The 23,121-nt window shown below is 40.6% G+C and carries 20 protein-coding genes and 2 tRNA genes; 8 read left to right on the top strand and 14 right to left on the bottom strand.

Annotated features, from left to right (window positions below):
- Positions 1 to 47 precede the first annotated feature (47 nt).
- Positions 48 to 1,085, bottom strand: coding sequence for an endonuclease/exonuclease/phosphatase family protein (locus C511_RS0110270; protein ID WP_024997161.1), 1,038 nt, complete (start codon positions 1,083 to 1,085; stop codon positions 48 to 50).
- Positions 1,086 to 1,188: 103 nt separating this feature from the next.
- Complete coding sequence (locus C511_RS0110265; protein ID WP_024997162.1) at positions 1,189 to 2,649, bottom strand: aminoacyl-histidine dipeptidase; 1,461 nt, start codon at positions 2,647 to 2,649, stop codon at positions 1,189 to 1,191.
- A 241-nt stretch (positions 2,650 to 2,890) separates the two neighbouring features.
- Between C511_RS0110265 and C511_RS0110260 the strand changes: the two genes are divergently transcribed.
- The gene (locus C511_RS0110260) at positions 2,891 to 3,124 is read left to right on the top strand and encodes a hypothetical protein (protein ID WP_024997163.1); all 234 of its coding nucleotides are present in this window, start codon (positions 2,891 to 2,893) and stop codon (positions 3,122 to 3,124) included.
- 28 nt (positions 3,125 to 3,152) lie between these two features.
- The gene (locus tag C511_RS0110255; protein ID WP_024997164.1) at positions 3,153 to 3,764 is read left to right on the top strand and encodes an OmpH family outer membrane protein; all 612 of its coding nucleotides are present in this window, start codon (positions 3,153 to 3,155) and stop codon (positions 3,762 to 3,764) included.
- A 212-nt stretch (positions 3,765 to 3,976) separates the two neighbouring features.
- Here the strand turns inward: C511_RS0110255 and C511_RS0110250 are convergent, their stop codons facing one another.
- Positions 3,977 to 4,315, bottom strand: a complete 339-nt coding sequence (locus C511_RS0110250; protein WP_024997165.1) for a hypothetical protein — start codon at positions 4,313 to 4,315, stop codon at positions 3,977 to 3,979.
- Positions 4,312 to 4,629: an FtsB family cell division protein gene (locus C511_RS0110245; RefSeq protein ID WP_024997166.1), complete on the bottom strand. Its 318-nt coding sequence runs from the start codon at positions 4,627 to 4,629 to the stop codon at positions 4,312 to 4,314. The genes C511_RS0110250 and C511_RS0110245 overlap by 4 nt, the downstream gene beginning before the upstream one ends.
- Before the next feature lie 124 nt (positions 4,630 to 4,753).
- On the opposite strand from C511_RS0110245, the gene C511_RS0110240 reads away from it, so the two are divergent.
- Positions 4,754 to 6,604 (top strand): DNA polymerase III subunit gamma/tau, encoded by a 1,851-nt coding sequence (locus C511_RS0110240; protein ID WP_024997167.1) that lies wholly within the window; start codon positions 4,754 to 4,756, stop codon positions 6,602 to 6,604.
- Positions 6,605 to 6,677: 73 nt separating this feature from the next.
- On the opposite strand, the gene C511_RS0110235 is transcribed toward C511_RS0110240, so the two are convergent.
- The 7 genes from C511_RS0110235 to tilS form a co-directional block, all read right to left on the bottom strand.
- Positions 6,678 to 6,756, bottom strand: a tRNA-His gene (locus C511_RS0110235).
- A gap of 73 nt (positions 6,757 to 6,829) precedes the next feature.
- Positions 6,830 to 7,918 carry a CapA family protein gene (locus C511_RS0110230; protein WP_081698300.1) on the bottom strand — a complete coding sequence of 363 codons (1,089 nt, stop codon included), beginning with the start codon at positions 7,916 to 7,918 and terminating at the stop codon, positions 6,830 to 6,832.
- A 96-nt stretch (positions 7,919 to 8,014) separates the two neighbouring features.
- Positions 8,015 to 8,905 carry a bifunctional methylenetetrahydrofolate dehydrogenase/methenyltetrahydrofolate cyclohydrolase FolD gene (gene folD, locus C511_RS0110225; protein ID WP_024997169.1) on the bottom strand — a complete coding sequence of 297 codons (891 nt, stop codon included), beginning with the start codon at positions 8,903 to 8,905 and terminating at the stop codon, positions 8,015 to 8,017.
- A 16-nt stretch (positions 8,906 to 8,921) separates the two neighbouring features.
- Entirely contained in the window at positions 8,922 to 10,238 is a 1,317-nt protein-coding gene (gene ffh, locus C511_RS0110220; RefSeq protein WP_024997170.1) for a signal recognition particle protein, read from the bottom strand.
- A gap of 72 nt (positions 10,239 to 10,310) precedes the next feature.
- On the bottom strand, positions 10,311 to 11,633 hold the full coding sequence (locus C511_RS0110215) for an MATE family efflux transporter (protein ID WP_024997171.1): 1,323 nt from the start codon (positions 11,631 to 11,633) through the stop codon (positions 10,311 to 10,313).
- A gap of 103 nt (positions 11,634 to 11,736) precedes the next feature.
- Complete coding sequence (rho, locus tag C511_RS0110210) at positions 11,737 to 13,797, bottom strand: transcription termination factor Rho (RefSeq protein WP_024997172.1); 2,061 nt, start codon at positions 13,795 to 13,797, stop codon at positions 11,737 to 11,739.
- A 304-nt stretch (positions 13,798 to 14,101) separates the two neighbouring features.
- Positions 14,102 to 15,388 carry a tRNA lysidine(34) synthetase TilS gene (gene tilS, locus C511_RS0110205; protein ID WP_024997173.1) on the bottom strand — a complete coding sequence of 429 codons (1,287 nt, stop codon included), beginning with the start codon at positions 15,386 to 15,388 and terminating at the stop codon, positions 14,102 to 14,104.
- A 128-nt stretch (positions 15,389 to 15,516) separates the two neighbouring features.
- Between tilS and feoB the strand changes: the two genes are divergently transcribed.
- From feoB to C511_RS0110180, 5 genes are all read left to right on the top strand, one after another.
- Positions 15,517 to 18,132, top strand: coding sequence for a ferrous iron transport protein B (gene feoB, locus C511_RS0110200; protein ID WP_024997174.1), 2,616 nt, complete (start codon positions 15,517 to 15,519; stop codon positions 18,130 to 18,132).
- Complete coding sequence (locus C511_RS18345; protein WP_034783357.1) at positions 18,129 to 18,341, top strand: hypothetical protein; 213 nt, start codon at positions 18,129 to 18,131, stop codon at positions 18,339 to 18,341. Before feoB ends, C511_RS18345 begins: the two co-directional genes overlap by 4 nt.
- A 50-nt stretch (positions 18,342 to 18,391) precedes the next feature.
- Positions 18,392 to 18,462 (top strand) — tRNA-Cys (locus tag C511_RS0110190).
- Between the two features lie 110 nt (positions 18,463 to 18,572).
- Positions 18,573 to 19,313 (top strand): Fic family protein, encoded by a 741-nt coding sequence (locus C511_RS0110185; RefSeq protein ID WP_024997176.1) that lies wholly within the window; start codon positions 18,573 to 18,575, stop codon positions 19,311 to 19,313.
- Positions 19,314 to 19,315: 2 nt separating this feature from the next.
- Entirely contained in the window at positions 19,316 to 20,077 is a 762-nt protein-coding gene (locus C511_RS0110180) for a Fic family protein (RefSeq protein WP_024997177.1), read from the top strand.
- Between the two features lie 388 nt (positions 20,078 to 20,465).
- Here the strand turns inward: C511_RS0110180 and tnpC are convergent, their stop codons facing one another.
- The 3 genes from tnpC to tnpA form a co-directional block, all read right to left on the bottom strand.
- Positions 20,466 to 22,130, bottom strand: a complete 1,665-nt coding sequence (tnpC, locus tag C511_RS0110170; protein ID WP_024997179.1) for an IS66 family transposase — start codon at positions 22,128 to 22,130, stop codon at positions 20,466 to 20,468.
- Positions 22,131 to 22,219: 89 nt separating this feature from the next.
- The gene (gene tnpB, locus C511_RS0110165; RefSeq protein ID WP_024997180.1) at positions 22,220 to 22,594 is read right to left on the bottom strand and encodes an IS66 family insertion sequence element accessory protein TnpB; all 375 of its coding nucleotides are present in this window, start codon (positions 22,592 to 22,594) and stop codon (positions 22,220 to 22,222) included.
- 4 nt (positions 22,595 to 22,598) lie between these two features.
- Positions 22,599 to 22,955 (bottom strand): IS66 family insertion sequence element accessory protein TnpA, encoded by a 357-nt coding sequence (tnpA, locus tag C511_RS0110160; protein ID WP_024997181.1) that lies wholly within the window; start codon positions 22,953 to 22,955, stop codon positions 22,599 to 22,601.
- Positions 22,956 to 23,121 lie beyond the last annotated feature (166 nt).

The raw sequence follows: 23,121 nt of genomic DNA, 5'->3' as shown, positions 1-23,121 counted from the left end.
AAGAATTAGATTGCCCCGTTTTTTTAATGAAAATCTTCGCTTCTGTTCTAGAATTGAGTTTTGACCTTCAGGTCCAAGTACACTGGCAGATGATCACTTAATCCACCTTGATAACGCATCCCGTTGTAAGTCCGAAACGGTTGCACACCACCGTATTTGGCATCTTCTGTTAGTAAAAAGGTGAGTCTGGCTATGTGCGCCATCTCTTCAGAAGTATGCGTGCTGCCATTTGAGTCGAGGAGTGCTCCCGATACGATTAATTGATCCAGTAAGCCCCATTCTCCTTTATATTTATAGGACCCCACCTCTTTTTGCTTACTCTGAGAGGCCAGTAAGTTATATAGTTTATTGGTCTTCAGGGGTGGGATGGGAGCTGTTGCACCAAGTACCATGGCTATTGATTTGTTATGCGGATAATCATTGAAATCACCCATGATAATAATTTTCGAATCCGGAGATGTTTGAAACAAACTATCAGTTGCATCTTTGATGATTTGAGCTACTTGTAATCGCCTTGGTTCTGAAGCCTTTTGTCCGCCCGACCTTGAAGGGGTGTGTACAACGAATACATGTAATGTGTCGAGGTTCAAGGTTACTCCCGTTACATGGAGAATGTCTCTTGTTGGTCGTTCTTTGGCATGGAGACATGGAATGCGTATGCTTCTGTGATTGATTAATTTGAAATGCCCCCGCTGATATAACAAGGCAACGTCAATCCCCCGATTGTCGGGAGAGTTAGTCATTACGTATCGGTAACCATATTGTTTTAATGGAGAGTAGCGTGTCAGATCCCTTAATACACTGTCGTTTTCGACTTCACACAACCCAACTAATAGGGGCGGTTTCCATTCTCCAACGGCAGCAATGGTGCGTGCAACATCTGCTAACTTCTTTTTATACCGTCCATAGTGCCAATGCCGTAAGGCTTCGGGCAAGAATTCTTGGTCTTGTTTGAGAGAATCATGTTTGCAATCAAATAGGTTCTCTACATTCCAGAACATAATACGTAAGGAATCAATATGCTGCGCTTGAGTCGGAACAGATAGAAAACAAATAAAACAACATACTACTATTCGTGTTTTCATAGACTTTAAGGTCATTGTTAGGGTAACAAAAAAGGTTATTTGATAAGATCAATTTGTATCTTTATCAAATAACCTTTCAGGATTGTACAATCAGTATGCTGTTTTATTTCTTGGTCGGAACATTAGCCAAAACATCAAGCAAATGGTTCCAGAATTTCTCAACTGATGGAATATGCATTCGCTCGTCCGGTGAGTGCACTCCTGTTAATGTGGGGCCAAAAGAAATCATGTCCAGTCCGGGATATTTATCAAGGAAAAGGCCACATTCCAGTCCGGCGTGAATGGCTTTCACCTTCGCATCAACTCCAAAGAGGCGTTTGTAAGAGGCTACTGCAATTTCCAGAATTTCAGAATGAGGGTTTGGTTTCCATCCCGGATAACCTTCGCCGAAGGAAACGCGTGCTCCTCCTAGTTCGAAAGCTGCCCTTACAGTGTTGGCCATGTCATTTCTGGCTGAAAGGATAGAACTGCGTTGGCTGGTTTCTATTTTGATCTTCTTACTGTCTATCATTTTTATAGATGCCAGATTTGTTGATGTTTCAACTAAACCCGGTATGTCCTGACTCATTGCATATACCCCATGAGGCACTGCATAAAGCGTTTTCAGTAAACGTGAAGAAGTATCTTGGTCTATAGCCATTTTGCGAGGTGTTTCCGATTGAAGAGTCAACTTTAAATCCGGCTCGGAAACAGCAAATTCATTTTCAATATCGGCGATGAAAATATTGAGGTCAACACGAACCGGCTCTTTGGCATCATGAGGCACAGCACATATAGCATAAGCCTCTCTGGGAATAGCGTTACGAAGATTACCTCCGTTTACTTCACAGATATACATATCATACTTCTTGGCAGTCTGACTTAAGAAACGGTTCAGAATCTTGTTGGCATTTCCACGACCTAAGTGGATATCACCACCTGAATGACCGCCTTTTAAACCCTTTACATCGACACGGAAAAAGAAATATCCGGTAGGAACAGGCACTTCACGATAGTGAAACTCGCCTACAGAGTCTATTCCGCCGGCACAACCGATGAAAAGTTCGCCTTCATCTTCAGAATCGAGATTCAATAATATGTCACCACTCATAAAGCCTTCTTTCAGGGCAAATGCACCGGTTAATCCTGTTTCCTCATCAATCGTGAATAAACATTCTATGGGACCGTGTTCAATGTCATTAGCGGCTAGTATGGCTAATTCGGTAGCTACCCCAATTCCATTATCAGCACCCAAAGTTGTTCCTTTCGCTTTTAACCATTCACCGTCAATGATCGTTTCAATGGGATCGGTAAGGAAGTCGTGTTCTACATCATTATTCTTCTCACATACCATATCAACGTGCGATTGTAGAACCACAGTCTTTAAATTTTCTTTTCCGGGTGTAGCGGGTTTCTTTATTAATATATTACCTACTTCATCTTTTTTAATCTCAAGCTTTTGTTCAGCTGCGAAGTTTTCCAGATAAGATATAATTTTCTCTTCTTTTTTGGAAGGCCTGGGGACCTTGCATATTTCGCTGAAATAATAAAATACTGATTCAGGCTTTAATTCTGATAGTTCCATTTTTTTTCTTTTTGGGTTTGTAATTGAAGTTAAAATATAACAATTATAAGTTCATAATGTTCTTTTCTCTCTTTTTTTATGTATCCTTGCAAAAGGATAAATGAATTGTGGTTATTAACCGAATATTGCTAAATATGGTTAAATGTGCGGGTTTATAATAAACCATTTTCTTTTTTTTATCCATAAAAAGGATGTATAATCGGGGCAAAAGTCTATATTTGCACCCACAAAATTAATAGAAATGCTCAATACAATACTGATTACTCTGTTAATAGTTGCAATATGCCTTATTTTATTAGGCATCAATGTTTTTTTTGTGAAAGGTGGTAAGTTTCCAAACGGCCACGTTAGCGGAAACAAAGCTTTAAGAAATAAAGGAATTAGCTGTGCACAATCTCAAGATCGTGAGGCACAAAGTAAACCCCGCTTTTCTTTTAGTGATGTAGAGCGAACCTTAAACGATAGTATGAATTAATTAATTAAAAACAACAATATTACAAGTTATGAAGAGAACAAACTACCTCATTAACGGAGTTGCGGCTGTTGCAGTGATGTTTTTATTTGCTCAGTGTGCGGGTAAAACTGAAGACAAAACTGGAGGGGCAGCTTCTGGTGGAGCTGTGGCTACTACGAATATGAAAATTGCCTATGTTGAAATTGATACATTATTAACTCAATATAATTTCTGGAATGATTTGAATGAGGCAATGATGAAAAAGGAAGAGAATATCCGTGCCACATTGAATCAAAAAGCCAGAGAACTTGATGGAGAGGCTCAGGAGTTCCAACGTAAATTACAAAACAATGCTTTTGTAAGTCGTGAAAGAGCTGAACAAGAGCACGCTCGCCTTACAAAGAAACAGCAAGATCTGCAAGAGTTGCAGAATAGGTTGACCAATGAGTTGGCTGCTGAAAATCAAAAAAACAGTTTGCAACTTCGTGATTCAATCAATGCTTTCCTGAAGGAATATAATAAAACGAAAGGCTATAGCATGATTATAAGCAACACAGGATTTGATAACTTGCTTTATGCTGATAGTGCATTCAACATTACTAAAGAGATTGTTGAAGGATTGAATGCAAGATATACTCCTGCTTCTGCAGCTAAGAAATAGTATTTCCTATATTATTTAGGTAATAAGGCAGCAAGACATTTATTGTTTTGCTGCCTTTTTGATTCGGCAAATACTTCTTTTATTTCGGGCTATATTATTTCGACCAACGAAATGATGAGAGTTTTCCCCGCGACGAGTCATGGGGATACGATGGGTTGGTTTGAAATATGAGTATGTTTATTTATCGGAAGTTAAGAAACCAGTAAAGAATGTTATTGTTCTTTGGCTTCTTCTTGTGGTATGCGAAAGGAAGTGTATAATTCCAGTACAGCTGCAATACATAAACAAGCAATCCACTCGTTTCCGCGGGTTGTGAACATGAAGATGCCGGACATGATTAGCATCAAAGCTCCCAAAATTTGCTGTAAACGAAGACGCTTTATTATTTTATTCGTTCCTTGATAGGGGGTATTTATTTGGGCTATAGCAAACAGGCCTGCACCAATAATATAAATATAAGGAGATAGGAACCAACCGGTGATATAAAAGGCTGCTCCGGCCAATGTCATAATTCCACCTACCATCATGAGCCCTTGAACTATCTTTTTCATTCTTTTTCTGTTTTGTTTTCTTCTTCGAATACGTAAATGTCCTCGTTGGGCTTTTTCATAAAATACCGTTCACGGGCAATACGCTCAATTGCTTCAGGATTAGTAGTGAGTTCATTCAGTCGCTGAGTACTTTCCTCATACTCTTTACGATATTGCTCTATTTCTTCGTGCAAACGATTTATTTCTCTGGCATAACCTACACGCCTTACCATGCTGTTTTCATCTAAAAAGCCAATAATAATAGCAAAGACCAGCGTTGCTATCAGGTATTTATGTCTTCTGATGAATCCCCAAATTAATAATAATCTGCTCATGGTATCTCTACGAATTCGAATTGATAATTGATTATGCAAAGATAAAACTTCTATCTTAAAACCTACTGTTACAGTCTTTTTTTTATGTATATTTGCAAAAATAGAAAATAGAGAATCCCTGGTTATGGATAATTATATTGTTTCAGCTCGTAAATACCGTCCTGCTACCTTTGAATCTGTAGTAGGCCAAAAAGCACTTACCACAACATTAAAAAATGCTATTGCAACACAAAAGTTAGCCCATGCTTACTTGTTTTGTGGACCTCGTGGAGTGGGAAAAACTACTTGTGCACGTATTTTTGCTAAAACAATAAACTGTTTGCATCTCACTCCTGAAGGAGAAGCCTGTAATGAGTGTGAATCATGCGTTGCATTTAACGAACAAAGATCTTATAATATTCATGAACTGGATGCGGCTTCCAATAATTCGGTTGATGATATCAGGCAGTTAGTGGAGCAGGTTCGTATCCCTCCACAAATTGGTAAATATAAAGTATATATTATAGATGAGGTTCACATGCTTTCGGCATCAGCTTTCAATGCTTTCTTGAAAACATTGGAAGAACCTCCTCATCATGCCATCTTTATTTTAGCTACTACTGAAAAACATAAGATTCTGCCTACCATCTTGTCACGTTGTCAAATTTATGATTTCAATCGAATCACTGTTGAAGATACGGTTGAACACCTTTCATATGTGGCCCGACAAGAAGGGGTTCATTTTGAACCTGAAGCGTTGAATGTTATTGCCTTAAAGGCTGATGGAGGAATGCGCGATGCTTTATCTATCTTTGATCAGGTTGTAAGTTTTACCGGTGGAAGTATTACTTATAAAAGTACCATCGAGAACCTAAATGTGCTGGATTATGAGTATTATTTTAAGCTGACAGATTCTTTCTTGCAAAATAACATAACCGATGCGCTTTTATTATTCAATGATGTGTTGAATAATGGGTTTGATGGTAATCATTTTATAAACGGATTAGCATCACATCTGAGAGATTTGATGGTTTGTAAGGATGTTGCTACGGTTGCCTTGCTTGAAGTTGGTTCCAGTATTCGTAAGCGATATCAGGATCAGGCGCAAGTGTGTCCGTTGCCATTCCTTTATAAGGCGATGAAATTATGTAACGATTGTGATTTGAATTACCGAATCAGTAAGAATAAACGCTTATTGGTTGAGCTTGCTCTTATTCAAATTGCTCAAATAACATCCGGTGAATCAGATGACGACGCTCATGGGCGTAGCCCTAAGCAAGTCATAAAACCCGTTTTTAGTTCGTCAGGAACACCTGCTCAGCCTGCTCAATCAGGTGCGAATGCGTCGGTTGTGGCGCCAAAGTCTTCTGTGCAGCAGCCAGTTGCGACTCAGGTTTCGTCTCCTGTTGTTGGGGAGACTGCTCCCAATCAGGCTGTATCAGCTTCTGTGCGTGAGAGTCAATCTTTATCGGATGTGCTGACTAAGGCTAGTCAACGCACAGAAAGCAAAGTTCCTTTCATGAAAGGTTCCTCAATCGGACTGTCTATCAAGAAAATGCAGAGTGATAGTGACTCGGATAAGGATGATACTAATTCCTCTCATGATATCGAATTATCGGCTACCGTGCAGAATATGCCTTTTGATGAGGAGAATGTAAATTATTACTGGAGGGCTTATGCTGCTCAGTTACCACTTGAACACAAGGCTTTTGCCATGCGTATGCAAAACATCAAGGTTGTGAAAACGGGCGAAACTTCTTGTGAAATTGTAGTAGATAATGAGTTGACTAGTAAAAACTTTACTGATTTTATTCCTCAGATACTTGCTTATATTAGAACTCAATTGAATAATAATGCCATAACAATGAGTGTTCGTGTGAGCGAGGGTAATGAGAATGTGAAAGCTTTTGGTAAGGTAGAACGCTTTCAAATGATGGTGCAGAAAAATAGTGCTTTACTTGATTTGAAGAATGAATTTGGATTGGAATTTTATTAGTAGATTCTAATCCAACTTTATATACCAATAAAAAAAGGATTGCCTGTTTAACAAGCAATCCTTTGTATTCTTATGGGGGTGGAAGACGGGGTTCGAACCCGCGACCTTCGGAACCACAATCCGACACTCTAACCAGCTGAGCTACATCCACCATGTCGCTTTTCTAATGCGGTGCAAAGATACGTATTATCTTTTATTCTGCAAATATTTAAATAGATATTTTAGCTAAAAATTATATTCGCTTATTCCATGATTGTGCTTGTTGAAAAGCTTTTCGGTGCTTTTCGTAAAGATAATCAGGCGATTACGTGCTTCCATGGGCAAGGTTGGAGGAATGTTTCTTACCGGAATTAGTTTGTGATTTTTTTCACGGGTAAGAATAGGGCGTCCTACCCAAATAAGACTATACGCACTATTGCTTAAATAAGTAATGCTGTCTTTGGTTAATTCCAGTTTCAACATAAGTCCACCGTCGGTGTTGGGAGCCGACATATTAGAAATGTAATTTCCCAACGAATAAGCAATTACGTTTTTCTGTTGGCTGAGGCTGTCAGTTTGTACTACAATAGGTTGAACAACGTGTGGATGTGACCCGATTACGTGGTTTACACCTTGCTTGATTAGCCACATTGCCATTTCCTTTTGTGCACTGCTGGGAATTTGTTTGTACTCTTCACCCCAATGCATGCAAGCAATAATCACGTCCACCTTTTGGGCGCGTGCTAATTCGATGTCACGACTAATAGCTGCTTTATCAATGTAATTCACGACATTTGAACCTGTTGTTTTAAATCCATTGGTTCCATAAGTATAATTCAGCAAAGCAATGCGTATGCCTTTTTTCTCGAGAATCAGAGGGTAACGTACATTTTTAATTTGATTGTTTTGATATGTCCCGGCGTACGGAATACCCAGCGAATCAAGTTTGGCAATGGTTCTTTCCAATCCTTTTTGTCCCCTGTCCAGACAATGATTGTTGGCGGTCAGTAATACATCAAAACCGGCATCCCGTATGGCATAAAGAAATTCATCCGGAGCACTGAACTGCGGATAACCTTTGTAGGGTTTGCCTCCCAGTGTTACTTCAAGATTACCAATGGCAATGTCTGCACTGTCAATTTCGTCTTTCACTAATTTGAAACAAGCTGAATAATCGTAGCCCTGAGGAGTTCGCGCTGCATCAATTTGTCCCTGATGTTGCATCAGATCGCCTACGAATAATAAGGTTACTTTGTCTTTTGTCTCTTGGGAGTTACTGCTACAAGAACAAAGTAGCAACAAGATGAATAAAGGGAAAGAGGGTGTTTTTATCATAAAAGAAAGATTTATTAAGGTCTAAAATGCTAGTTTGATATGCAAAAATTAAAAAGCAGCACTCCTTCTTCTACGAAAAGAATGCTGCTTTCCATTTTATTTATAGATAGCCTTTTTACCGGCCAACAATGTATTCTTCATGAGCGATACAATGGTCATGGGACCCACACCACCCGGAACAGGAGTTATAAAAGCGCATTTGGGTGCAACTTCATCAAACCTCACGTCACCCGTCAGCTTGAATCCTGACTTTGTTTTGTCAGAGGGCACCCGTGTTGTTCCAACGTCAATAATCACAGCTCCTTCTTTTACCATATCAGCTGTTACAAAGTTAGGTTGACCCAACGCAGCGATAATAATATCCGCTTCCTGGCATTCTTTAACTAAGTCGCGTGAACGGCTATGGCATACAGTAACAGTTGCATCACCCGGATAACCTTTCTGCATCATTAGAGCAGCCATTGGTTTGCCCACAATGTTGCTTCGTCCAAGTACGACACATTTTTTTCCGGAAGTTTCAATCTGATATCTTTTCAACAGTTCGATAATTCCGTTGGGAGTAGCCGAAACGTAGCAAGGTAGTCCGATTGACATTCTGCCCACATTGATGGGGTGAAAACCGTCAACATCTTTTCTGTAATCAATGGTTTCAATAACCTTCTGTTCTGAAATGTGATCGGGCAGAGGAAGTTGCACAATAAAACCGTCAACATCATTATCTGCATTCAGCTCACGTACCTTTTCCAAAAGCTCTTCTTCAGTTACATCGCTTTCATAACGAATGAGCGAAGATTTGAATCCGCATGCCTCACATGCTTTTACTTTTGCTGCAACGTAAGTCTCGCTACCACCGTCATGTCCAACCAAAATAGCTGCCAAGTGGGGGCGCTTGCCACCGTTTGCCACCATTTCAGTTACTTCTGCTGCTATCTCTTGTTTTACTTGTTCCGAAATAGCTTTTCCATCAATTAATGTGTAGTCTGCCATTGTTATATATAGTCTATTATCGTTTTAATTTAGGTATCGTTTTGTTTCCTCCTGTAATCATTTTCATCATTTTCCGGGTCTCCTCAAACTGTTTCAAAAGGCGGTTTACATCTTGAATGTTTGTTCCGCTTCCCTTGGCAATTCTGGTACGTCTTGAACCGTTGAGAAGTGCCGGGTTAGAACGTTCTTGGGGAGTCATTGAATAGATAATGGCTTCAATGCTTTTGAAGGCATTATCGTCAATATCAATATCTTTGATTGCTTTTCCTACACCCGGAATCATGGAAGCCAACTCTTTCAGGTTACCCATTTTTTTGATCTGTGCAATTTGTGTCAGGAAGTCGTTGAAGTCGAACTGATTTTTTGCAATCTTTTTGTGTAAACGTTTGGCTTCTTCTTCATCGTATTGTTCTTGGGCGCGTTCAACAAGTGAAACAATGTCACCCATACCCAGAATACGATCTGCCATACGTTCGGGGTGGAATTGATCAAGTGCATCCAACTTTTCACCCGTACCTACAAACTTGATGGGTTTGTCAACTACGGTACGGATTGATAGAGCCGCACCACCACGTGTGTCACCATCGAGTTTGGTTAATACCACGCCGTCAAAATTCAATCGTTCATTGAATTCTTTGGCTGTGTTAACCGCATCCTGACCAGTCATAGAGTCAACAACGAAAAGAATTTCTTGCGGATTAATTGCTTCTTTGATAGCACTAATCTCGTTCATCATCTGTTCGTCAATTGCCAATCGGCCGGCTGTATCTACAATTACCAGGTCATAACCTTTGGCTTTGGCCTCTTTAATTGCATTTTGTGCAATGGATACGGGGTCTTTGCTGTCGAGTTCGCAATACATGGGTACGCCTACCTGCTCAGCCAATACACGTAACTGTTCGATAGCTGCAGGACGATAAACGTCACAAGCTACAACCAATGGATTTTTCCCCTTTTTGGTTTTGAGCATGCGTGCCAGCTTACCGGTAAAGGTAGTCTTACCCGAACCTTGCAATCCGGACATCAGAATAACAGCAGGCTGTCCTTTCAGGTTTATTTCTGCCGTTTCACCTCCCATTAACTTCGCTAATTCGTCGTGAACGATTTTAACCATCAACTGACTAGGCTTTACAGCAGTCAATACGTTTTGTCCGAGCGCTTTTTCCTTAACGGTATCGGTGAAATTCTTAGCAACCTTGTAGTTAACATCGGCATCTAGCAATGCTTTACGAACATCTTTCAGCGTTTCTGCAACATTAATTTCGGTGATTTTTCCCTCACCTTTCAGAATCTTAAACGACCTCTCAAGTCTTTCGCTTAAATTATCGAACATATATCTAAATCAAATTATTAATTATCTTTATTTGGGTACTTAAGGGTGCAAATGTACAAAATATCCATTTATTTATATCTTTTTATTTTGCCATTTTGCTTTTTTCAGATAAATATAACTACCTACAAGCAGTAATACATAGTATAAAATTTCTGTTGTGAAACAAATCTCAACCGGAGCCTGCCATGCAATAGCAACTATGAAAACATAACCGATGTAAATGACCAGTGTTATTGTTTCGAGCATAAGAGCAGAGCGTGTATTCCCTGTGCCCGATATACTGCTGAATAGAATATTTGACACTGAAGCCACTAACATGGCTATTCCAATAACTAAAACAGAAGCACCCGATTCATTAATTAACTGCACCTCGTTTGTGTAAATAGCCAGAACCTGCTCTTTGAACAATACGATAATGCCCACGGATACCAGCATGATAAGGAATGACATTCGGCTAATTTTACCAATCAAAGGCATCACCTGAGGCAATTTACCCGACCCGATGGTGTTACTGACTAAACTGTTGGCTGTTGTTGCCAACGAGCTGACCGGTATCATCATTACAATATAGATACTTCGCACAATGTTGGCTATGGCCAAATCTCTTTGTCCTAAACGTTCTACAGCGGCAAAGAATGCAAACCACGTAGCCATAGAGAGGAAATATTGAAGCATGGTAAAGCATGATATATTCAATATTTGTGTGAGCAATTTTAAATTGAAAGTACGAAACTGGTTCAAACCGTATTTCTTAAAATCAACAGTCACATAGGTGTAAATCAGGAAGAATACTATAGATGAGGCCTCGGCTATGACCGATGCGATAGCTGCACCCGCTATGCCCATTTCTGGGAATCCGAAGTTTCCGAATATCAATGCATAGTCTAAAACCACATTCGTAAGAGCCATAACAATAGCATTGATAGTAAGCACCTTCGTTTTGGTTACTCCGATATAGAATGCACGGAACATCACATTGATAAATGAAAAGAAGAAACCGAATACACGCCAATACAGATAATCCATTGTCGCATCAAAGATTGTATCCGATGACACAATAAAATGCATGATATCCTCTCCGAATACACGTGTAAACAGAAACATGAATAAGGCTGCCGCCAAAAGGAAGATGACTCCCTGAATCATGACAGGCCCCACTTCGCTATATCGTTGTTCGCCGTTGCGACGGGCAATCATTATTTGAGAACCCGTACTGAATCCGAAAGCTACGGTGAAGATGCAGATATAAAACAATCCGCCCATAGCCGATCCTCCCAGAGCCACTTCGCTTACCCTTCCAAGGAAAGCTGTGTCCGTTACATTGATAATGTTTTGTGCCAGCAGGCTTAATACAATTGGAAAACTTACGTTCCAAATTTGTTTGTTGGTATACATAAAATCGGTTGTTCTCTTTTGTAAGCTCAAAGTCTGTTTTACTGAAAAAAAAGAGCGAAACATGGTATCTTGTTCCGCTCTCTTGTTACTGATTCGTTTCGGATTAGCTATTCATGCTCATCAAAAACTCATCGTTATCTCTTGTCTTTTCCAAGCGGTCTTTTACAAAATCCATAGCCTCAATCGGGTTCATATCCGACAGGTATTTGCGCAGAATCCACATGCGGTCAAGTGTTTGTTTATCGAGTAGCAAGTCATCACGTCGGGTGCTCGATGCTACGATATTAACAGCAGGGAAGATGCGTTTGTTAGATAAGTTACGATCCAATTGCAATTCCATGTTACCGGTTCCTTTGAATTCTTCAAAGATAACTTCGTCCATTTTAGAGCCGGTATCAATCAATGCGGTAGCCAAAATGGTGAGTGAACCTCCGTTTTCAATGTTACGGGCAGCTCCGAAGAATCTTTTAGGCTTATGCAATGCGTTGGCATCCACACCACCAGACAATACTTTGCCCGATGCAGGCGAAACCGTGTTGTAAGCACGTGCCAAACGAGTGATTGAATCCAGGAAGATGACTACGTCGTGACCACATTCCACCATTCTTTTGGCTTTTTCAAGTACAATACCTGCAATTTTTACGTGACGTTCTGCAGGCTCGTCAAATGTAGAAGCAATGACCTCAGCGTTAACGCTACGCGCCATGTCGGTAACCTCTTCAGGGCGTTCATCAATGAGTAGCATGATCATATAAACTTCCGGATGGTTGGCTGCTATAGCGTTGGCTATGTCTTTTAATAGAAGCGTTTTACCCGTTTTAGGCTGAGCAACGATTAGTCCACGTTGACCTTTTCCTATCGGAGCAAACAAATCAACTACACGAGCAGACAAAGAGTCCGAATATCCACCTTTGCATAATTTGAACTTCACATCAGGGAATAAAGGAGTGAGGTGTTCAAAAGGAACGCGATCACGTACAAAGTTGGCATCACGTCCGTTGATCTTAGAAACCTTTACCAGCGGGAAATACTTTTCACCTTCTTTGGGCGGACGTATAACTCCCTCTACAACATCTCCCGTTTTCAAACCGAAAAGTTTGATTTGAGACTGCGATACATAAATGTCATCCGGAGAAGAGAGGTAATTGTAGTCAGATGAACGAAGGAATCCATAACCATCTTGCATGATTTCAAGAACACCAATTCCCGTCAGAATATCATCAAACTCATAAGCTTTTTCCGGAGCTTTCCTTTCCGGCATCGGTGCATTTTCGCTTTGAGGAGCTCTTTGTGGTTGCGGACGTTGCTGATTGTTGTTGCTTGCCTGCGCATTGTTTGCGGGACTATTGCCTCCCTGATTATTCGGCTGATTAACCGGACGCACAACCTTGGGTTGTTGCTTATTCGGTTTGCGATCCTGCGAAGATATAGCTTCAGGCTTTGTTGATTCTACTTTAGTAGCTTCAAATTTGCCTAATAGCTCGGTTGGTAATTCAAATCTTTCAGAAGGAAGTTCTTCAATAGGAATGAAATCATCTTCAACTTCGAAAAGATCGGGCGTTTCTTTCTTGGCAGGAGCAGGAACTACTTTTTTAATTGGTTGAGCTATTGGCTCAGTTGGTGTAACTGCTTTTTTTGCCTCTACAGGAGCGGTAATGACTTCATTACTTTCTTTCTTGGCAGGGGTGTTACGAGAATTCTTGCGTGATTTTGACGCTTCAGCGTTTGCAGTTGTTTTAGTTGCTTTTTCTGTTGAAGCAGCGGGTTTGGCTGTTGCAGTTGAGGAAGCGGTTGCCGGAGTGGCTGTTTGTGGAGTAGCGGGTGCAGCAGGTGTAGCAGGTTGCGTGGGTGTTTTAACTGTTTTTGAAGTAGTGTTGGCTGCTTCTGGACGAGTAATTTCCCCATTTTTGGAGGCAGAGAAAACTTTGTCAGCTGTTTCCTTTTTTACACTGACCCGTGAGCGCTTCTTTTTGTCATCTTTGCGCTCCTCTTTTATTTTGTCGGCTGCAACTTTTTTAGTTGCTCCAGCTATGGCTTGCTCATCTAAAATCTTGTAAACCAGTTCTTCTTTTTTTAAAGAATCAGTTTTTTTGAGGCCTAATTCTTGGGCAATAGACTGCAATTCCGACAAATTTTTGTCGTTAAGTTGAATGATGTTATACATACGTATAGGTAATTTTTTTATTATTTCTTTCGCTTAGAGTGCATAACATGGCTATGACTATCGGTCAAAAGCGATGTGGCACAAGCATTATTTTATGAATTCGGGATAATTACTATTGAATTGGGATTTGTGTTTTCGTTTCCCTGATTCGGAGTTCACAGAGAATTTCAACGGGGCAAAGGTAATGATTTATTTTGAAACAAATAAATAAATGCTATTTTTTATTTGCAAAAACAATAATTTTTAAATAAGAGGAGAGTTTTAAGCCCTTTTTTAAGCCTATTTTATTGGCAAACCGATAAAATTACTCTTGTTTCCCTAGTTTGGCTATTATTACTTTTTGGGTGGAATCATCAATACGGAAGCGATTGTCGGTTCTTTCACCGATAAGCCAAGCTATTTGATCATTGCAAGATAATACCCACTGCTGCTCCTTTTTGAGCAATGAGAACTTACTGTCAGTCATGAAGTCGCTAACTAGTTTTTTCCCCTTCATACCAAAAGGAATGAAATAATCGCCTTTCTCCCATTTCCTGATGGAAATAACCCCTTTGAATTTATTGGCGTCAAAGCAGGCTGTGTTTTTATCCTTGGGTATGACGAATTCTTTGGTTAGAAGAACTTCTTCAAAAGTAATCTGTGGTTTATCGTTGGCCGTTTTCACTTTTTCAATTAAAAGAAGATCTCTGTCTTTCACTACCTGCCACTGACTACTTATAAACCGTTTACCCGGCTGTCCGTTCAGTGATCCGTATACCTCCTCAACCTGCGTAGAGTTGAACCCCAGCGGAGACAATACTTCGAATAGTAAAGCCTGAGGAGCAGGCTCATTCATTAATTTCTCAATGCTGATTTCTTTTTCGGGAGTTATAAAGATACGGTCTATGCTTTCTTTGATGGCCTGTTGGTAAACCTTTGAAATATCGTTCAGGTAAGAGGCTGTTTTGACTAATCCGTCTTTCACCGAAGGGTTAATCTCTTCCATTAAAGGCAGGAGATTCAAACGGATTTTGTTACGCGTGTATTCATCCTCCAGATTCGTGCTGTCGGTAACATAAGTCTGATTCATGCGGTGCAGATATGCCACCACCTCCTGACGTGAAGCGCAAAGTAAGGGACGAACTACGTTTCCATTTTTCGGTCGGATGCCCAATAAACCATTGATGCCCGTGCCACGAATCAAATTGAGCAACATGGTCTCAACGCTATCATCCTTGTGATGAGCGACGGCAGCCACTTGGCAATCAGATTCCTCGCAGATTTTGGAAAACCAATTATACCGCAATTCCCGGGCAGCCATCTCAATGGAAATACTTTGTTGAGCAGCATACCGGCGTGTCTCGAAGTGAATGGAATGACACTTGATATTCAGTGACCGGCAAAAGTTGCGTACGAAATCCTCGTCTCTGTCAGATTCCTCACCTCTCAGTTCAAAATTACAATGAGCAGCTTCACAATGATAGCCTAATGTGATCAATATACGGGTTAACGCTACCGAGTCGGCACCACCGCTCAGTGCAACGAGAATTTTGTCCTGTTTAGAAAACAAATCTTCTTTCTCGATGAACTCCTTAACCTTTTTCATTAACATAGTGCAAATATAATTCTTTTGAATTGATAAAGATTGCTTCAATGCTATTTAAAAACAATCTAAATAATTTGTTTCAAAGCAACTTATGCTCTATCTTTGCCCACATTAAGTTTTTGAAGGAATTAGGTATGCGTTTATCCGAACTCAAAACAGGAGAAAAAGGAGTTATCATTAAGGTATTAGGGCACGGCGGTTTTCGCAAGCGTATCATCGAGATGGGCTTTATCAAAGGAAAAACCGTGGAAGTCATGCTGAATGCCCCTTTGAAAGATCCTATAAAATATAAAGTTCTGGGCTACGAAGTTTCTTTGCGCAGGCAAGAAGCCGAGATGGTTGAGGTACTCACAGAGGAAGAAGCACGCGGCTTGCGGCTTGAACGCAGGCACAGACGAAGAAGAATGCATTGTGTAAATGCTCTTCATCCCCTTGCGCCCAGGTTTCATTACCACCAACATGCAAGTTTCAGGCGTGATAATCCGTTTCGATTTGACTGCAGAGGCTTTCAACGTGACCAATTGTTAGGCACGATTTCCGAAGATACCTTTCGCTCTGAAGAGAAACTCAAGAAATTAGCCTTGGGTAAACGCCGTACCATCAACGTAGCTTTGGTGGGTAACCCTAACTGCGGCAAAACATCTCTGTTTAATTTGGCATCCGGTGCCCATGAACATGTGGGGAACTATAGCGGTGTGACGGTTGATGCCAAAGAAGGTTATTTTGATTTTGAAGGCTATCATTTTAAAATAGTCGATTTACCCGGAACTTATTCACTCTCAGCCTATACTCCCGAAGAGCTATATGTGAGACGCCACATTATTGATGAAACCCCTGACGTTATCATCAATGTGGTCGATGCGTCGAATCTAGAGAGAAACCTCTACCTTACCACACAACTCATTGATATGAATGTGCGCATGGTCATTGCGCTTAATATGTATGATGAACTGGAAGCAAGCGGCAACAAACTCGACCATCATTTGCTGAGCAAACTTTTTGGTGTGCCTATGGTGCCAACGGTTTGTAAGAAACAAAAGGGCATAGACCGCCTTTTCCATATCATTATCAACTTGTATGAAGGAGCTGATTTTCTTGATAAGAAAGGAAATATAAATCCCGAGGTAGCCAAGGAATTACAAGATTGGCATCGGGCCCATGTTGACGAGAACAACCATGAAGAACACATGGAAGACTATGTGAAGCAAGAAAAGCCTCATCAAAATGTGTTCAGGCATATTCACATCAATCACGGAGCCGATTTGGAGAAAGCGATTGCTTATGTAAAGGAGGAAGTCTCGAAGAACGAATCGATCCGTCACAAATACTCAACCCGTTTTCTCTCCATTAAATTGTTGGAAAACGATCGCGAAATAGAAAAAGTCATTCAAACACTACCCAACGCAGGCGAAATAATTCGTAAGCGAGACAAGGCTGCACGACAGATTAATGCAACGCTCAATGAAGATAGCGAATCGGCAATTATGGATGCCAAATATGGCTTCATCAGTGGTGCCTTAAAAGAAACCTTTACGGATAGCCATCAGGAACAACAGCAATTCACCAAAGTACTCGATTCCATTGTAACGCATCGCGTGTGGGGGTATCCGTTGTTTTTGCTATTTATGTATCTCATGTTCGAAAGCACTTTTGTGCTGGGCGAATATCCGATGATGGCTATTGAATGGATGGTTGCATCGTTGGGCACGCTCATACAAAACAACATGGGTGAAGGACCTCTGAAAGACATGTTAATTGACGGCATCATAGGCGGAGTAGGAGGTGTTATCGTATTTCTGCCCAACATTCTGATTCTGTATTTCTGTATTTCGTTGATGGAAGATTCCGGCTACATGGCTCGTGCTGCATTTATTATGGATAAGATTATGCACAAGATGGGACTTCACGGCAAGTCATTTATTCCTTTGCTGATGGGATTTGGCTGTAACGTGCCGGCAGTGATGGCAACGCGAACCATTGAGAACCGGAAAAGCCGCATTATCACGATGTTGGTCAATCCGTTGATGTCGTGTAGTGCACGTCTGCCCATATACTTGGTGTTGGTAGGCGCTTTCTTTCCTCACTCTGCCGGTTTGGTACTTTTCAGTATTTACTTGGTGGGTATCTTCCTGGCAGTGTTAATTGCCCGAATCTTCAGCCGTTTTTTGGTTAAAGGAAATGATACCCCCTTTGTGATGGAACTTCCGCCTTACCGCATGCCTACGTTGAAAGCCATTATGCGCCATACATGGAGTAAAGGAGAGCAATACCTCAAGAAAATGGGAGGCATCATTATGATAGCTTCTATTATTATATGGTTTCTGGGTTATTACCCCAGTCATGAAAACTACGATACGCAGGCCGAACAACAAGAAAATTCCTATATCGGTCAGATAGGGAAAGTGGTTGAACCGGTTTTAGAGCCCTTGGGTTTCGACTGGAAACTAAGTATCGGTCTGTTCTCGGGTATGGGAGCAAAAGAGTTGGTAGTCAGTACTCTGGGAGTGCTTTATACCAATGATGCCGATGCCGACGGTGTTAGTCTGGGCGAACGCATTCCTATTACCCCCTTAGTAGCTTATTGCTATATGCTTTTTGTGCTGCTTTACTTCCCTTGCATTGCTACACTGGTAGCCATTAAACAAGAATCCGGAAGTTGGAAGTGGGCTTTGTTTGCGGCCTTTTATACCACGGGATTGGCGTGGGGAGTGGCTTTTGTTGTTTATCAAGTAGGAAGTTTACTATTATGAATTGGCAATATGTGATCGTTATACTGCTAGTGGGCCTCTGTTTTGCAGAGGTATCCCGGCGCATCTATCTTTTTTTTCGTCGCTCGCAAAGCAGCAATAATCCTTGTGATAATTGCGCAAGTGGTTGTGAATTAAGAGATTTGATGGATAAGAAGAAGAAGGAGTGCAAGGAAAACCAGGCACCTCCAAAGAAAAATTGCTGCGGATAGTTTGGTAGTTTCATAAAAAGTGCTACCTTTGCACCGCAATAGAGAAAAACGGTTCCTTGACCGAGTGGCTAGGTAGCGGTCTGCAAAACCGTCTACGGCGGTTCGAATCCGCCAGGAACCTCACAAAAAGCTTCAAAACTACCTGTAATAGATGGTTTTGAAGCTTTTTCTTTTTAAAGGACTTAAATTGCCTTTGAGAAGTAACATGGAAAACTCTAAATTTTATGCTGTATGGGACCAGTATTCAACGATGAACAGCGTAAAAAGGCTATCTTTATATTGGAAAGTCCTTTAGCAAAGTTATCAGAACTTTATTCCGCTGAGATAAAGGACTTGGCAGTGCTGTGGTGCTATTATTCAGGAAAAATAGAAGGAAACACCTATACTTATGTTGAAACAGAAGCATTATTGAAAGACGGCATCACTTCTGAAAAAAGATATGAAGATGCCAAGATGCTTAAAAACCTCTACAACACTTTTACTTCTGAATTGGAATATATTCATAAATTCCAAAATCAAGAAATCATAAACGAGGCAACTCTTTTTCGTATACATCAATCTATTTCTACCGGTTTGGTTTCTAATGAAGAGTCGGGCTCGTTAAGAACACGTGCTGTTCGTATTAGTGGCACTCTTTATACTCCCCCCAAGAATCAGCAAGAGATAAAAAGTAAATTGAACGAAATACTGTTTCAACAAGAAGAGTATGCTAATCCGTTAGAACGAGCCGTGTTTTTGCATTGTAATCTTGCTCGTTTGCAGCCCTTTATTGATGGCAACAAACGTACTGCCAGAATGATTGAGAGCGTGGTTTTGATGAATGCAGGTATTATTCCCGTTTATTCAGCAAAAGATGCTGCTATCCTTAAATATAGAAAAGCGCTGATTGCTTTTTACGAAACAGAAGATTATAGCAGTTATGCTGATTATTTTCTTGATAGGCAGATTGAGCGAATTAAAGAAATAGAATGACTATGAATGAAAATATAAAGAAGTTGCTGATAGAAGTAGATGTGCTCAAAGAGCAGCTATCAACTTTGCGTCCATTGCCCGGAGAAGCGCTGAGGAAGATTCAGGATGCTTTGGATATTGAATATACGTACGAAAGTAATCGTATAGAAGGCAATACTCTTACCTTGCAAGAAACAGCTCTTGTTGTAAACGAAGGGGTTACAATTTCAGGAAAGTCTATGCGCGAACATCTGGAAGCAATCAATCATACCGAAGCTATCAACTACATTAAGGATATTGCTAAACGAGATATAGAGATAAACGAACGCACCATTAAAGAGATACATTCCCTTATTCTCCATGGGATAGATCGGGAGAATGCCGGCAGGTATCGTACTGTTCCCGTTATGATTTCTGGTAGTACATATATGCCACCGCAACCGTATCTAATAGAGAAACAAATGGAAGATTTTATGATCCGGTTTAAGCAGATGGAAGTAGAGAAGGTACATCCCGTTCTTGTAGCTGCTTATCTGCATGATGAGCTGGTACGAATCCACCCGTTTATAGATGGCAATGGCCGCACTTCTCGTTTATTGATGAACTTATACCTTCTTCGAAATGGCTATGTTATTATAACACTGAAAGGTAGTAACGATGCAAAAGTAGGCTATTACAAGGCGTTGGAGAAGTCACATACAGAGCATCTCACAGAAGACTTTCAGCAATTGGTTGTTGAAGCAGAGATAGTAGCTTTGCAGAGGTATTTGTCTATTATGGCTTAATTGTATTCTTTGATAGGGATTTTATTTGCTCTAAATATGCTCTATTTATTTCTTCTCTCAATTCTGAGTGCTGAATTTCATTAACCAGCTTCGATAGAGAATTTAAGGTAATAGAGCTTTGACTTCTCGTATATCCATCAATTTTATAGGTAGGCAACACAAAGAAAGACCATTGTTCTAGTTTCATTGGATCTATATTCTCTTGGTCCTTATTTTTGAGAAGGCAGAATACATATACATCAGCGTGTCGTTTTGCCGTACCGATTGACAGTAAGCAATCGGTCAACTCCGTATTGCAAGGACGGATTTTCCTTTAAGATGTCATAGTTTGATCTCAATGATTTCAATGATGTAGTTTATCTCAATGATTTGGTAGTTCCTTTAGATTTCACAGTACTCCTGCGTCTTTCAAGTTATCAGGAAGCAATTCCGCTATATCTCTAGTATAATCCTGGTCGTAATCATGCACATGGTCTAAGAAGTAAATCATCCATGTTCGGAAGTTCACTTTGGCAGCTTTGCAGCATCCCATAAAACTATAAATGATAGCTGTGCTTTCTGCGGTATCATTCTGACAGAATAAATAATTTTTTCTTCCCACGGCAACGGGCCTCGCTGCATTTTCTATTCCATTGTTGTCAATATTGTATCTGCCATCCAGATGATAGCGAGATAACTTATTGAAGCGATTATAGGTGTATAAGATCGCCTTTTCAATGGGGCTTCCTTTAATAACTTTGGCATGTTCGGCAACCAGCCATTTTTCAAACCGAACCATGATGGGATAAGCCAAACGCACTCTTAGTTTAGCCGCTTCTTCAAAGCAGAGAGCCTGATCTTTAATCTGCCGCTCTACCTCATATAGTAACTGGATTTGCTCCAGAGCACTTTCCGCCCGTTCTCTATCATTCTTAATTGCATCAGAGAATTTTCTTCTGGCATGTGCCCAGCAAGATAATAGAATAATCCCTTTCTTCCCATCCAGCAATTCGTAGCGCTCATAGCCATCGGTCTGGAGAGCACCCTGATATCCGTTAAAGAGTTTTAGCACTACCTCTCCACTTCTGGAACCTTTGTCCCAATAGAAATACTCACGTCCGGACATAGGATCCCGCACAAGCCAGATGTATCCTTTTACTGTCTTGTGTTTATCATTCCGCACAACAGGAAGTGTGGTTTCGTCACACTGTAAATAATTGGTCTTCTTCATTAACTCCCATAATCGGAAGTGCAAGGGCATCAGTAGGTCACTTACCTGTTGGAACCACCCCAGAATAGTAGGCTCCGGGATTTTCATACCTAAACGCTCAAACTGTTTATGTTGCCGGTAGAATGGAATGTGGTCAACGTACTTATCTACCATCAGGTCAGCAAGTAAGGATGATGAAGCATAACTTTTTGCGATTGGTTTGACAGGACAATCCGCTGTAACGATCAGATGATCTGACTTACGGATAGCTTTATGGCGATAGGTACGAAGCACATAAAACTTAGTGGGCTCTTTTATTAAAACTTCCGTGTAAAGTGGTTCTTGCTCATCTAGCAGATCCCAGTCTTGGGGATTGTAACCTTCGGGATACAGATGTTCAATCTTGCGCTCTAAGTTTTCAGGTAGCGATTTGCGCACGGCACTCTTTTTGGCTTTCTCCATACGCTTAGCTCTGGCCTCTTTCTCAGATATTATTTCTTTCTCGGCTTTGGTAGCCGCTTCCTTTTCTCCGGGCAATAGGTCAACGCCCTCAAAAAGCTCTAACTGTCGTGCCTGAGGATCAGGATTGATGTAACGCTCCGCTTTTCCTCCATATAGTTGACGCTTGAGATAGTCCACCTGTTTTTCCAACTGAGCAATACGCACCTCTTTCTGGCGGAGTAACGCTTCTTTCTTATTGATTAAGGTGTCCTTCGCCGCCAATTGATCATTATGAACCTGCTGCATTTCTTCTGGAGCTATGTTGGTGGCTGTACGCAGCCGGCTGTTCTCCCGAAACAGTCGGTCACGATCAGCCATTAATTGGCGTATAAGTTCATCTTTATCAATCAGATTCTGGGGCATAATCGGTTTGTTTCAACGATATAAAGATACAAATAACAGGTGAGATGACCGCGCAGTTTGACGACTATTTTCTATTATTCTATTGATTTTCAAACTGTATTTTTCTTTTCAGGAATCCACCTTTTCCGATACCTGGTTTTCTGGGCATCTATACCTTGAACCATTAAAACCAAATCACTCCAAAGGGTTTCATGCGATACCGTTTTACCTTCTTGAAAATCTATTGCAGGCAGAGCGAACTGCCCACCGGATAGCTTCATGTGATAAATGACTAAGCCGCCATACTCCATGTGAAGTATCTTCATGGCGGTACAAAGCTTGTTGATGAAGACAAATGCATCCCCATCCTGAACATCCATTCCCATCTGATTGGTAACAATACCACTAAGGGTATAGAAGCTCTTGCGCATATCGGTAGGATAAGGATAAAGATAAAACCTATCTGAGGCTGTAAGACTAAACATAAGCTTAGGTATTTAAGGTGATGAGTCGTTTAAGCAGCTCTAAATCGTATCCACCAACCAACTGCAATACCACACCGTTAGGGTATGTTATCTTTATGTCCTCCACTTGGGGCGATATTGTATTATCTTTTTTGAATTCAATGGAGCCCTGAGTGAGGCGACTAACAGAATCTGAACTGATGGGAATAAAATCTCTTGGAGTTTGCAAAGTTGACACCGTGTGACTTTTAAACATTTTAACCCAATAATAAAACCGGTTCTCTTTTATGCCGCGTTCTCTGCAGAAATCTCGAACACTAACACCCAAGGAGGTGTATTCAGTGTAGAGAACCTTGAAATAATCTAATGTCCAATATACCATAATCTTCGTTTTGATCACAAAGATAGGAAGGAGCAATTAATACTAATAGACGGAGTTAACCGATCGCTTACACTTAAAGAACGATATGAATAATAAACTCGAAGCAAACTTGGGTCAAAACCTACCATAAAAATGTAATATTTACATCTTAGTTCATTTTTTTACT

It is taken from the genome of Bacteroides graminisolvens DSM 19988 = JCM 15093 (assembly GCF_000428125.1).
In the GTDB taxonomy this organism is placed as follows: Bacteria; Bacteroidota; Bacteroidia; order Bacteroidales; family Bacteroidaceae; genus Bacteroides; species Bacteroides graminisolvens.
Note: the sequence above shows the minus strand (reverse complement) of the source record. Positions and strands in the feature narration are given on the sequence as shown.